This window comes from Roseofilum sp. (assembly GCF_982964205.1).
In genome coordinates, this window is record NZ_CEZBFX010000133.1 from 1 (window position 1) to 12,721 (window position 12,721).

Genomic DNA, 12,721 nt, shown 5'->3' on the forward strand with positions numbered 1-12,721 from the left:
TTCCTCCTAGGAGTTCGTTTAGTCTGGCGTTCTCCTTCTTCAGGAAGAGAATGGTTTCCTGAGCTTGCTGTAGCTTCTGTTTGAGTTCAGCAATTTCAGCATCCTTGTTTACCTTCCGTCTCAGAAGGCCCCTTTTATTTTTAATTGATTGATGCCCTTTATAAGTGGTGTCATTCATTAAAGTGGAATGCCCAAGGCTTGCAGACCTCTGGTCTACTGTTAGACCTGAGATGATGCCATGATAATTAGCCAAGTGTCTTAAGGCATGAGTTTGAGTGAAGCCTTGTCCGCCAACTTGTTTGATAAACCGAGACAGTTTCTGTCTTAGCCGTGTCTGATAAACCTCTTTGACGGTTGACGGTGGACTATCAGCTTTAGGGATACACTCAGGCATCTTCACTTCTGGGTCTTTTACTCCTAACAACTCAATCAGGTTAGGGTAATCTGGGTGAATCATTGGACGGGCAATACGTCCCCCGGTCTTGATAGTCACCCAGTGGTTTTTACCGCTAGTATCAGTAATCCAAAACCCATCGGTCAGCACAATTTCATGCCATTGGTTACTTGGATCGGATAATGCAGGAACTGTTTCTCCATCAATAGTGACGGGCTTATACAAATTCAAGATAGCCTTGAATTCAGAACAACGGAGTCCGTAAATTAGGTTGATACAAATAGCCTTGAACCATGATTTACGAGAGTCAATATTTCGCCACTGAGCCTTAGTTAGCTCATAACCATTGAGTCCCAAAACCCTAGCCCTGAAGTCTAGAAAAGTTTCTAGGTCGATGGTCTGCTCTTTGTTCTTTTTGACGACTCGGATAGTCCCAAAATGCGATTGTACTTTGGACAATTCTTTGTCAAGTCGAGTATCCCTTAGAAGCTTACAACATGAACTATAAGCATGTCTGAACCCTTTAGAACAGAGAGTCTGATTCCCAGAGATGGACTTGATCAACTGTTCCCAATTACGGGTAAGCTCGGAGATGATGTTCTCTCCAGTCAGCCTGAGTTCTGGGTTGAGCTTTTTATGGTATTGCCCATAAGCATCATGGTATCCAGCTAGAGTGTTAGTTTTAAGCCTCTCATCACTTCTATCTCTACCACACTTGTCGTAGCCATTGAGGTAATTGGCTTTTACAACCTCAATGGCATTCCCGATAGTAGTGATGTCATTTTCAAGGGATACAGCCCCCTTGATTTGTGTCTCATACCATAACCAGAACTCGCTTTCTGTCTCACATTCATTGAGTTTGTGAGCCACAAATAGAGCCTTAGCTAGGGCATTGACGCAACCATCGCGAGTGAATGACTCGTTACAGGAATTGTTAACCGTTGCTGGTTTGGTAGCGGTCTTGAACCGGAGATACAGTCGGTTACCGCTACTAACAATCCGAACACCCCTGGAGGTACTCTTCTGGCAAGCCTTAAGGTAAGTCCTCACCAGTTCGTGGTCTACCTTCTTGGATGGGTCAATCTGGTTAGAGTGGAAATACTCATTTGCCAGAGACCATGCTTGTTTTATGTAGGTTTCCATGTTCAACACACTTTCAACACATTTTCAAGGTTCAGTGTGTTGAAATGTATGTAAACCAGGGCTTTTAGTCTACGCTATCGCGTTAGCGGTTCGGTGAAACACGAGTTCGAGTCTCGCCATCCGCATGAGATAAAGATGAATGGGAGGCTGGCTATTTCTTGCTCGCAAGGCAAAGCCACACGCCCCTCAAACCCTTGCGGGGAAAACTATGCCTAAAATAACCATAACACCCCCAAATGGATAAGCAAGAAATAGGTCAAGCCATAGATAACTTATATCCCACATTCGGCACGACAAAACGTAGTATAAATAGCTCTGGCAACTTGAGTGAGTATGGAGGCTCAATAAAAATTGAAAAGTAATGGGGGATTGTATGACTCAAAACCCAGTTGGTGTCAAGAGTGGCTCCTGAAGCCAATTAATCCCTAAAACAGCTCACCACCAAATATTTGGAGCACGAGTCAAAAAGGTAGCTTTGGTAAAGCTTCTAGCCATTTGGATAGCGTTAGTTTATAATATGAGAGTGGGTTCGATTCCTCCTACCCGCTTGCTCAAGACCTGACCCATTGATATGGGGCAACCGTCATGTCCAGCGAAATCGAAGAGCGTGCCCAATTCTCCCAGATCCGCTATGGTCAGTGTTGGGAAGATGCTGAGATCCTCCTGGAAGGGTTAGCGATTCAACCGGGAGATACCTGCTTATCGATCGCCTCAGCCGGTGATAATACTCTGGCTCTGTTGACGCGATCGCCAGAGCGAGTCATTGCCCTAGACCTGAGTTTAGCACAACTAGCCTGTTTAGAATTGCGGGTCGCAGCCTATCGCTGTTTAACTCATCCAGAGCTATTATCTCTGATGGGTAGCACCACTGAAAGTACAGAACCCACAACCAAACAAACCCTGTATCAGCGCTGCTGTCCTCACCTTTCCCCCACAGTAAAACAGTTTTGGGACGATCGCCTGCAATTGATTGCCATGGGAATCGGAAATAGCGGTAAATTTGAGCGCTACTTTGAGATTTTCCGCCGCTATATTTTACCCTTAGTTCATGGCAAAAAACAGATTAACCAACTCTTGAAAGGAGGAACCCTAGAAGAGCGTGAATTATTTTATAATCAGGTTTGGAATAGCCGACGATGGCGATGGATGTTTCGCCTATTTTTCTCTCGCACGGTAATGGGAAACTTAGGGCGGGACCCCAGTTTTTTCCAATATGTAAAGGCCAATGTCGCTGAACGAATTTTCGATCGCGCTGAATACGCCCTAACTCAACTCAACCCAGCAGATAATCCCTATTTACAATGGATTTTAACCGGTCATCATACGACTGCACTACCCTATGCTCTGCGTCCAGAACATTTTGATACGATTCGTGCTAACCTCGATCGCCTAGAATGGCATCAGTGTTCTGTAGAAGCCTTTCTCGATGGGTTACCCAACCAGACAATCGATCGCTATAATCTCAGTGATATGTTTGAATATATGTCTTTAGACTCCTATCACCAGATTCTGGCAAAACTGATTCAAAAAGGCCGTAAGGGAGGCAGGTTAGCCTATTGGAACTTATTGGTTCCCCGCCATTGTTCCCCAGAATGGTCTAATCAAATTCGCCCTCTTTCTGATTTAGCTCATCATCTGTACGATCGAGATAAGGCATTTTTTTATAGCGCCTTTCATGTAGAGGAAATTGTATAGTGAGGGGGTAAGAAACCGGGTTTCTATTCCTGTGAACAAGGACACTAGATGTAAAAGTAGAAACCCGGTTTCTCGGTTGCGAGATCGCTAGGAAGCGAAGTAAGCCGCTAAATCTTCTGAACCGCCAATATGTTGACCGTCGATGAAGACTTGGGGAACCGTAATTTTGCCGGTAATCGCTTGAAGAGAACGGGTGCTTACAGCATCGGCGAGTACGATTTCTTCGTATTCTAATCCCTTTTCTTGCAGCACAGCTTTGGCTTTGGCGCAGAAAGGACAGCCGACTTTAGTAAATAGAGACACCATTTTTGGCTTAACGGCGTTGGGATTGATATATTTGAGCATCGTTTCTGCGTCGGAAACCTCGAAAGGATCGCCAGGTTTTTCCGGTTCGATGAACATTTTGTCAATGGTTTTATCTTTGACGAGCATGGAGTAGCGCCAAGAGCGTTGACCAAACCCTAGGTCTTGTTTGTTTACTAACATGCCCATTCCAGCACTGAAGTCTCCGTTGCCGTCAGGAATGAAGGTGATTTTATCGGCTTTTTGATCTTTCGCCCAAGCATCCATTACGAAGGTGTCGTTAACGGATACGCAGATAATTTCATCAACTCCGTTTGCTTTGAAAACGTCCGCAAGTTCGTTATATCCGGGAACATGGGTAGAGGAGCAGGTAGGGGTGAAGGCTCCGGGAAGAGAGAAGACAATAACCGTTTTACCACCAAATAGCTCATCAGTACTGATGTCTTTCCATTCGTTGTTGACGCGAGCGCGGAAGCTGATGTTGGGTACGGTTTGGCCTTCTTTATTCTGCAACATAAGTGTTGATCTCCTGATAGACAGCTAAAACGAAGTCGTTATGAATTTGGATTGATTCAATCATACTCATAATGACTTCGAGTTGTCAAGGAAAAATTTTTGGATCGTTCAGTACCGTCATTCTTGTTGGATAATGGGGAAGTTGTGTTAAGCAAGAACTCTACTGAACGCTAGGAACCACCATGCGAACCCACTACTGCGGAGAATTACAAGGAAAAAACATTGGCGAGACGGTAACCCTGTGTGGTTGGGTCGATCGCCGTCGCGATCATGGTGGTGTAATTTTTCTGGACTTGCGCGATCGCACCGGAATCGTGCAAATTGTCAGCGATCCAGACCGGACACCCGACTCCTATGAACTGGCGGAAAAACTGCGCAATGAGTACGTGGTGCGAATTCAGGGACGAGTCACCCAGAGACCCGAAGATTCACTCAACCCCAAAATTGCCACGGGAGAAATCGAGATTTATGCCGATAAAATTGAGCTACTCAATGGAATTAACCGGCAAATGCCGTTTCAGGTCTCCAGTTATGAAGAGGAGGCTGTGCGGGAAGATTTGCGGCTGAAGTATCGCTATTTAGACTTGAGACGCGATCGCATGAGTAGCAACTTGCAACTGCGCCACCAAGTCGTAAAAGCGATCCGTCGCTACTTAGAAGATGAGCAACACTTCATGGAAGTAGAAACGCCGATCCTAACGCGCTCTACCCCAGAAGGAGCAAGAGATTACTTGGTTCCCAGTCGCGTGAATGCCGGGGAATGGTACGCCTTACCTCAATCGCCCCAACTGTTCAAACAGCTACTAATGGTCTCCGGGCTTGACCGGTACTATCAGATTGCGCGCTGCTTCCGGGATGAAGACCTACGAGCCGATCGCCAGCCCGAATTTACCCAATTGGACATGGAAATGAGTTTCATGTCGGAAGAAGAAATCATTAATCTCAACGAAGGATTGGTTTGTCATATCTTCAAAACCATTAAAAACATTGATATCCCCCGACCCTTTCCCCGCATCACCTACAAAGAATCGATGGATCGCTATGGATGCGATCGCCCCGATACCCGGTTTGGACTCGAATTAGTCGAAGTTTCGGATGTCATCAAAGAGTGCGGGTTTAAGGTCTTTTCCGGAACTGTTGCCGCTGGTGGCGCGGTGAAAATTTTGCCCATTCCCAACGGCAACGATAACATCTCCAATGTAGCCATTAAACCCGGCGGCGAACTGTTCAAAGAAGCCACTGAAGCCGGAGCAAAAGGTCTAGCCTATATTCGCGTCCGTGAAAATGGAGAAATTGACACCATTGGCGCGATTAAAGATAACTTGAGTGCTGAACAAAAACAGGAAATCCTGCAACGCACGGGAGCCAAAGCGGGCCATTTACTCCTCTTCGGAGCTGGCGATACTGCCACGGTCAACAAAACCCTAGACCGGTTGCGGCAAGTCATTGGCAAACAAATGGGATTAATTGACGACAATCAAATTAACCTCATTTGGGTTACCGACTTCCCCATGTTTGAATGGAATGCTGACGAAAAGCGTCTCGAAGCCTTGCATCACCCCTTCACCTCCCCAAATCCAGAGGACTTAGACGACATCAAAAGCGCCCGTGCCATAGCCTACGATCTGGTCTATAACGGCAATGAAATTGGTGGGGGAAGCGTGCGGATCTACCAACGGGAGATTCAAGAAAAAGTGTTTGAGGCGATCGGATTATCCCCCGAAGAAGCCCATAATAAATTTGGCTTTCTCCTAGAAGCCTTTGAATATGGAACGCCTCCCCACGGCGGAATTGCCTACGGCTTAGACCGACTGGTAATGCTCCTTGCCGGTGAAGACTCCATCCGCGATGTAATTGCCTTCCCTAAAACCCAGCAAGCGCGGTGTTTGCTCACCGATGCTCCTGCAACTGTGGATAATCGCCAGTTGAAAGAACTTTCTGTGGCTTCCACCCACAAACCCAAGGCAAAAAATGGGTAATCGGTAGTCATCATGTAGTCATGATAAAGTAGTGTGCCCTGAGCAGAGTCGAAGGGCACACCATTTCATTCCAAACCTGATTTTTGCAACGCCTGAAGCAATAATGACGTGAACTAAAGAAATTCAGCCCATTCTTTCAGATAGCAGGTAATTATACCGCTTTTCTCTTTCTCCATGCCTCTGTGGTTAACTGACATGGGCGATCGCTTCCCTGGGATGGCAATGACAACTCCCTCAAGGCTATATAATGGGCGGTAGGGCCGTAAATTGGCCATGGCAAATCATGAAAATTCGACGCAAACGAACCGTTCAGGAAACTGTACAGCCTAAAACCCAATTGCCTAAGTCCCGTCCTTGGGTGAAGACAACCCCTGAACTGAGCCAACACAATACTCCGTCTTCTTCGACTGTCCAACGTCTACCGGTGGATTCTAGGGAAGTGTGGGACAAAGTTTCGACTTTAGCGCCGCAAGAGAATTTATATCAATCGCCCTCTGCCCTCGAAAATCCCACAGATCGCCTCTATCCCAAGCGTCTCCCTCGGCAAGACCGAAGTATTTCGCCGCCCCACAAATCTCCCCTTTTCGGAACCATTCGGCGATCGCCCAAACCCCAATCCCCTACTCTACCCAAACACAACCTCAACTGGGGACATTTCTCCTCAACCTTACAACCATTAGGCGATCGCTCTCCCATCACCCCCTGGAAACCCGCTCACTTGTTGCAGCGCCAACCCACCATCCAGCGTGATAACCTAACCTCTGGCACAGAAGCCCCCCAAGACTCCACACCCAACCGAACCATACAACCCCCCACCCAGCAGGCTCCCTCACCCCCCAATACAGAAAATTCTGAGCCACAAAGCGATCGCCGCCAACCTCCCTCCCACAAAGCTCCCCTCAGCCCCGATAAAATTAAGCTAGAACAAAAAATTTCAGAATTAAAAGAAGCCAAAAACCTATTATTAGAAGAGAAAAACAAGAAAGAAAAACAACTCTTATCTCTCTTAATCCCCGTTGATAATTGGATTGAACACAAAGCCAGTACATCCGGTTACTCCGATATTTTCTATCTCTATAAAACCCAAGGGCCTCTGCAAAGAGCCATGATTTTATCTCAGCTAGGGGTCAGTAACTTTTCCTTAGCTGAAGCCAAATCTAAACTTAAATCCAGACAACTGAGCAAGTTGGGTCGTAAAGGTTTTGATTGGACAAAATTTTCTGATGCACTGCAAACCATTAGGGCCGTCAACCCCTGGGATGAGACCTTTATCCAGGATATGTCCGAACTCGGTGGCGCGATTGCTGCCATTGGCTCTGCCTCTACGTCTCATTTGGCCAATCTTGTTGGGGGTCAAGTGGTCGCAGATTGGAGTAGTGAAATTGGTTCCCTGTTGGGAGTCGTAGGATTACTGATTACAGCCTATCGAGAATATACAGAACTTTTAGCCAATAACGATCTTGCTCTCTATAAAACTCGCGTCGGTAAGCTAGGCACTACCCTCGCTGACATCGGCCGCTATACCAGTACCGGACTGGTCACCTTATCCAGTGCAGTCGAAAATACAGGCATACTCCATAAGCTCGGAAGTGGACTTTCGACCGCAGCAGCAACCTCCGCAGCAGGAGCCTTTGCCATTGTTGGAGGAGCCATTAATGTCGGAGTTGGGATCAGTCAATATCGTCAAGCTGGGCAAAATCAACAAGATTTAGAAGAAATTAGCAACAGTGACGATCCTCACCTCGATACTGACCTGAAGAAAGGAGCAAAACTAGGAGCAATAAACCAAGGTTGGGACAAAAAGCTGGGTGCAGCCAGAATTGCCAAAGGAACCGCCATGATGCTCGGTGGCGCTCTCTTATTAGCTGGATTAGGGCCGGTTGGATGGATAACATTAGCTGTTGCTGGGGTAATTGGTGGTACAGTGGCTCTAGCTAAATATTTTGGTTGGCGTAAGCGGAAGAATGATTTTGTTGATGAAGAATTAGGCGTTAATGAACGATATAAACAACTTACAGGTCGATCGGTAAAAACTGGATTTATGGCGAAAAAATTTGGTTTTTCTAACCAAGAAAAAGCCCGAGATCAAATTCGAGATTATCTCTTAAGAAGGGACGGTTTTGTGAATGCTGACCAATATTATTACTATCGTCTCAATCAAATGGCTCAAACGATTCTCACTCAGGCACAAGTCGATATGCAACTCTTGCAGAAACGAGACGATCTTCAAGAGGATTCAGCTAAGGAAAATAAGACTAAACTACGCGATTATCTACAAGCTAACGATCTCAATCCGAGGCACTATCCTGGATTGTGTGTTTTGATTGGTTTAGGTCTCAAACTCACAGTCAAGAGAATTGCCAATAGCCGATTACCGGCGCAAAGTAATATAGTTACACAACTCGATTACAGTAAGTAGAGTAAATCATGGAGACCTCAGAGCGCCCCCATGAATTATTGGTTTCCATTCAAGAGATCCTAACTTCTTGGGAAGTCGAAAACCAATGGATTGAACCTACAGAAGAGGTTCCCTATTATGGTTTGCTTGCCCGCTTTTATCTTTTAGATGGTTTCCCTATAGATTGGCAATTTTGTATTTTGCCTAAACTGCATGAGAGCGAGGATTTTGCTAGGCAAGAATTTTTACAATTGTTTATTGAGTTAAGTGATAAAGTTACCCCAGAACATCTCGATCGAACCCTAAGAGAGATCGCCGCAATCAATTTGAATTTGCCTTTTGGTGCGTTTGGAGTGGTAGAAGACTTGCAGGTTCTCTATTTTAAGCATAATACCTTAATTGACATCAGGGGCAATAATACTCCGTATCGCTCACGCGATCGCGCCATCACCCTGGACATTCTCCAAAATCAATGGAGTATGATCCTATACAGCATTAATCGATTTTTTGAATCCTTAATGCAAACGTTGGAGAATTGATTACACTAGGTAGAATTGCATTCAAACAGCCTGTCTTCATGCTCACCGACATTTTCCCCTTCTCCTTTTCACTGAATACAACAGCGATCGCCGGAACCACCCTTTGGTCTCTGGGTCTTTACTTAGGCTTTTCTCCTCTTAGTGATTGGATTATGCTGCAACTGACTCGGTGGTTCAATTTTGCTGAACGCAGTCTCTATACCTCAGTGGAGGAATTTGAACGCACTAGGGCAAGTCGAGAAGCACAAAATGCCTTTTATGCCTCCTTATTTAGTATTATTCCCTTTCTAATTGTCGGTGGTTTATTTAATTGGGCTGTAGAAGCAACATTAGGCAACAGTTGGGCCATTAGCATGGGATTATTGGCCTGTGTTGCTTGTGGGGTTTATGAGTTAGGACGCAGAGATGCTCAGTAGAGAGTGGGGAAGAACATAGGACAGCTCAATTGTGGTTTTAGGGAACAGGGAACGGGGAACAGCCAACAGAAAATGTATTACCGCGCTTCGCGCAGTAATGGGTAATTGGAAAACTATTTTTCACGCTTTTCTTTCACTTTCGGAGATCGCGATCGCTCTATCCCCTATAGAGAGAGATATTTGCCTTTCTGGCTAAATTTTTGAGGTTCTGTTAGGAAAAACTATCGCGATTGCTGATCCTGCAAGAGTTCTAGAATTTAGTCAAGACAAGAGTTTTCCTAGAGTGACAGAAGAGGGATAACTATCCTAAGCAACTCCTTCTCTGCTATAACTCAATGGGAATCTCAATGACAAACTCCGTTCCTTTTTTCAGCTCAGAGACACAGTACAACTGTCCCTTATGCTGCTTGGTGACAATTTGGTAACTGGTGGATAAACCCAGACCGGTTCCCTTACCGACAGGTTTGGTGGTAAAAAACGGGTCAAATATACGCTGGCGAATGCTATCACTGATTCCTGGCCCGTTGTCTGCAATGCGAATCTTGATTTTTTGTGTATCAGTCTCCTCAGTGCTAATGCGAATTTCTCTTGTTTTAGAAGACACCTGAGAACCGCAAGATTCTAGGGCATCGATCGCATTGGTGATAATATTGAGAAACACTTGATTGAGTTGACTGGCATAGCAGTTAATTCGAGGAAGCTTCGCATACTCTTTAGTGATTTTAATTTCCTTTTGCTTCCCAGTAGAACTGAGGCGATGCTGTAAAATCATCAGGGTATTATCTAATCCTTCATGGACATCTATTCGTTTGATTCCTGACTCATCCAAACGAGAGAAATTACGCAATCCCAAAATAATATGGCGAATGCGATCGCTCCCTTTTTCCATAGAAAAGAGGATGTTTTCCATATCTTCCTTAACAAAATCCAAATCGCTGTCCTCTAGCTTTTCTGCGAGGCTCACACTTGTATCAGGAAATTCTTGTTGGTAAACTTCAACCAGCTCTAATAAGGTGTGGAAATGATCGCGTGAGTAAACAATATTGCCTGAGATAAAGCTGATGGGATTGTTAATTTCATGGGCAATTCCCGCCACCATTTGCCCCAAGCTAGACATTTTTTCGCTCTGGATTAATTGAAGTTGAGTCCTTTGCAATTGCTCCAGAGTGGTTTGCAAGTGCCGGTTTTTGTCGTGGAGTTCCTGAGTTCTGTGCTCCACCTGGGTTTCCAGGGTATGGCTATATTCTTCTAAGCGATGATAGAGTCGGGCATTTTCGATGGAAATCGCGGCTTGAGCGCTCAGAAGTTCGAGCAGTTCCAGGCGATTTCTTGTAAAAGCCCCCACTGCCAGATGATTTTCCAGATAAAGAATGCCAATGAGCTTGCCTTGGTTGAGAATAGGGGTACACAAGAAACTTTTGGGCTGCCCTTGAAGTAGATAAGAGTCGGCTGCAAACTGGGTATCGCCAGCAAAGTTGTTCACAATAATTGGTGTTTGGGTACGTTTGACCTTATTAATCACGCTTGTTGGCAAGGCAGAATCATCTGATGCTTCGTTCAAACGCAACTCATAATTTTCTCCCGAACATTGAGCGACCACTTGCCAACCTTCTGATTGACTTAAAAGCAGAATGCCACTATCAGCTCCAGCATTTTCCAGCGCTGCCTTCATCAGAGCTAAAACCAGTTTGTCCAACTGAATTTCACTTGACAGGGACTGAGATGCTTTCATAGCTGTTGCCCAGTCGAGCATCAAGCCAGTTGTACTCGTACTCGAACTAACCGTTTTTGTCAACGTCGAAGCAACACTTTGATCGCTCTCCAGTATTTCAGCCGGTTGCCCAATTCGCGAGAGCAGTTGGGGATATTTTTCTTCGAGTTGGTGAGTTTTGGCTTTTGCACCCCATCGGGCATAGCAGTAATAGGCATCGGTCATATAGGCCCGAGCAATTTTTTCTTTGCCCCAGTCGAGGTAAAATTGAGCTGCTAGTTCATTGGCGAGAGCTTCTTCTTGGATGTACTTACTGTCCTTTGCTTCGGCGATCGCCCGGTCGTAAAGTTCCATTACTTCCATTTGCTTACCCGCCACTCGCGCCCGTTCAGCTTCGACAAGCAAATATTTGTGTAGAAAGTTTTCCGGGCAGCTATCAGCGAAACGTTTAATCTTGACTTGATTGCTTTCAATTTGCGATCGCTCCTCTTCGGACAAATCGCCATCGCGTCTCAACCAGTTCAAAGAACTGTAGTAGTAATATCCCGAAGCGGTTGTAAAAGACTCGCAAGCCATAAAAAACTTACTCGCTTCTATGGTGTAATTGCAACACCCTTCAAAATCCCCGTACACGCAAGCCGCGTGCATCTGGAGAATGGTGTAAATCCCTAGGGGAAGATAAGATTTGGCAGCAATATGATGTTCAAACCAAGCTTGTTCTGCCGCACCTTCCTCATCCGTGCGACCAGAGAGCTTCTGGATGAAAAATTGACAAGCCTCGAAGATATTGAGGGCCAGATCGTTTTGCATTTTGTGGGCGATCGCCGAAAACTTCTCGATATCAGTGGCAATATCTCTTAAGTTTTCTCCCCCAAAGATGCGATTGTAAATATTGGCAAATAAATTGTAGACGGTATATTGCACATCTCCTGATTCGAGCCCAGCTAAGAACCCTTCGTAATTCACTTTGGGAGCATCTTGAATGGGTTTGGCTTTTACATAAACACACCCACCAAGTAAGAAACAGGAACTTGAGCGCTCAGACTTATTCTTGAGCTTATAGCTCAATTGCAGAGACAACTCACAAAATTGTACGGCTTGTTGATATTGATTTTTCAATAACCCCAGCCATTCACCATAACTGGCATAGACCATAATTGACTTGGGAAAATTGCCATATTCGATGGACAAGCGCACGCTTCTGACTACGGCAAAATCATAGAGATCGCGATCGCCACTAAAGTATCCTGCTGCTATCACTTTCATCAGCAATTCGATCGCCACTTTCGCTCCCGGGTCAGTCGCTTCCGGTAAATCCAACAACACATTAATAGGGCGATTTTCGAGTTGGGCGGTAATCGCCTCTACATCCTCTTGAACCAATCGTTTGATATTCTCTGGGTTAACCTCAATTCCCACCTCTCGCAACCCAGCTAAACCAACTTCAATGGCTTTAACATAAGCGTTTTGCAGGACAGATTGATTCGTTTTGAGCATATAAATGCGAGCGCGGTCTACAGGAGACTGGGCCAAGGGAAGTAAAGTTGTTAGATTAGTGTCTAACGCCTCAAAATCAACACTCATAAGTTGGACTTCAGCCAGACCAAAATAGAGTGCAAAGGTTCGC

The 12,721-nt window shown here is 45.4% G+C and carries 8 protein-coding genes; 5 read left to right on the top strand and 3 right to left on the bottom strand.

Annotated features, from left to right (window positions below):
• Nucleotides 1-1,264, bottom strand: a 1,264-nt coding sequence (locus AC3A14_RS21615) for a hypothetical protein (protein ID WP_487779154.1), incomplete at its 3' end; no start/stop codon positions are given.
• A gap of 858 nt (nt 1,265-2,122) precedes the next feature.
• On the opposite strand from AC3A14_RS21615, the gene AC3A14_RS21620 reads away from it, so the two are divergent.
• Nucleotides 2,123-3,232, top strand: a complete 1,110-nt coding sequence (locus AC3A14_RS21620; RefSeq protein WP_318735335.1) for a BtaA family protein — start codon at nt 2,123-2,125, stop codon at nt 3,230-3,232.
• Nucleotides 3,233-3,319: 87 nt separating this feature from the next.
• Here the strand turns inward: AC3A14_RS21620 and AC3A14_RS21625 are convergent, their stop codons facing one another.
• The gene (locus AC3A14_RS21625) at nt 3,320-4,051 is read right to left on the bottom strand and encodes a glutathione peroxidase (RefSeq protein WP_318698050.1); all 732 of its coding nucleotides are present in this window, start codon (nt 4,049-4,051) and stop codon (nt 3,320-3,322) included.
• Nucleotides 4,052-4,233: 182 nt separating this feature from the next.
• Here AC3A14_RS21625 and aspS point away from each other — a divergent pair, with 182 nt between their 5' ends.
• From aspS to AC3A14_RS21645, 4 genes are all read left to right on the top strand, one after another.
• Nucleotides 4,234-6,030 carry an aspartate--tRNA ligase gene (gene aspS / locus AC3A14_RS21630; protein WP_318735332.1) on the top strand — a complete coding sequence of 599 codons (1,797 nt, stop codon included), beginning with the start codon at nt 4,234-4,236 and terminating at the stop codon, nt 6,028-6,030.
• Nucleotides 6,031-6,313: 283 nt separating this feature from the next.
• The gene (locus AC3A14_RS21635; protein WP_318735328.1) at nt 6,314-8,449 is read left to right on the top strand and encodes a hypothetical protein; all 2,136 of its coding nucleotides are present in this window, start codon (nt 6,314-6,316) and stop codon (nt 8,447-8,449) included.
• 8 nt (nt 8,450-8,457) lie between these two features.
• Complete coding sequence (locus tag AC3A14_RS21640) at nt 8,458-8,967, top strand: hypothetical protein (protein WP_318698046.1); 510 nt, start codon at nt 8,458-8,460, stop codon at nt 8,965-8,967.
• 38 nt (nt 8,968-9,005) lie between these two features.
• Nucleotides 9,006-9,383 carry a hypothetical protein gene (locus AC3A14_RS21645; protein WP_318698045.1) on the top strand — a complete coding sequence of 126 codons (378 nt, stop codon included), beginning with the start codon at nt 9,006-9,008 and terminating at the stop codon, nt 9,381-9,383.
• A gap of 325 nt (nt 9,384-9,708) precedes the next feature.
• On the opposite strand, the gene AC3A14_RS21650 is transcribed toward AC3A14_RS21645, so the two are convergent.
• A partial coding sequence (locus tag AC3A14_RS21650) for a sensor histidine kinase (RefSeq protein WP_487779155.1) occupies nt 9,709-12,721 on the bottom strand: 3,013 nt, incomplete at its 5' end.

Excerpts from the sequence above, each read along its gene's own strand:
- AC3A14_RS21620 (WP_318735335.1), top strand. The coding sequence starts at position 2,123 with ATGTCCAGCGAAATCGAAGAGCGTGCCCAATTCTCCCAGATCCGCTAT.
- AC3A14_RS21625 (WP_318698050.1), bottom strand. The coding sequence starts at position 4,051 with ATGTTGCAGAATAAAGAAGGCCAAACCGTACCCAACATCAGCTTCCGC.
- aspS (WP_318735332.1), top strand. The coding sequence starts at position 4,234 with ATGCGAACCCACTACTGCGGAGAATTACAAGGAAAAAACATTGGCGAG.
- AC3A14_RS21635 (WP_318735328.1), top strand. The coding sequence starts at position 6,314 with ATGAAAATTCGACGCAAACGAACCGTTCAGGAAACTGTACAGCCTAAA.
- AC3A14_RS21640 (WP_318698046.1), top strand. The coding sequence starts at position 8,458 with ATGGAGACCTCAGAGCGCCCCCATGAATTATTGGTTTCCATTCAAGAG.
- AC3A14_RS21645 (WP_318698045.1), top strand. The coding sequence starts at position 9,006 with ATGCTCACCGACATTTTCCCCTTCTCCTTTTCACTGAATACAACAGCG.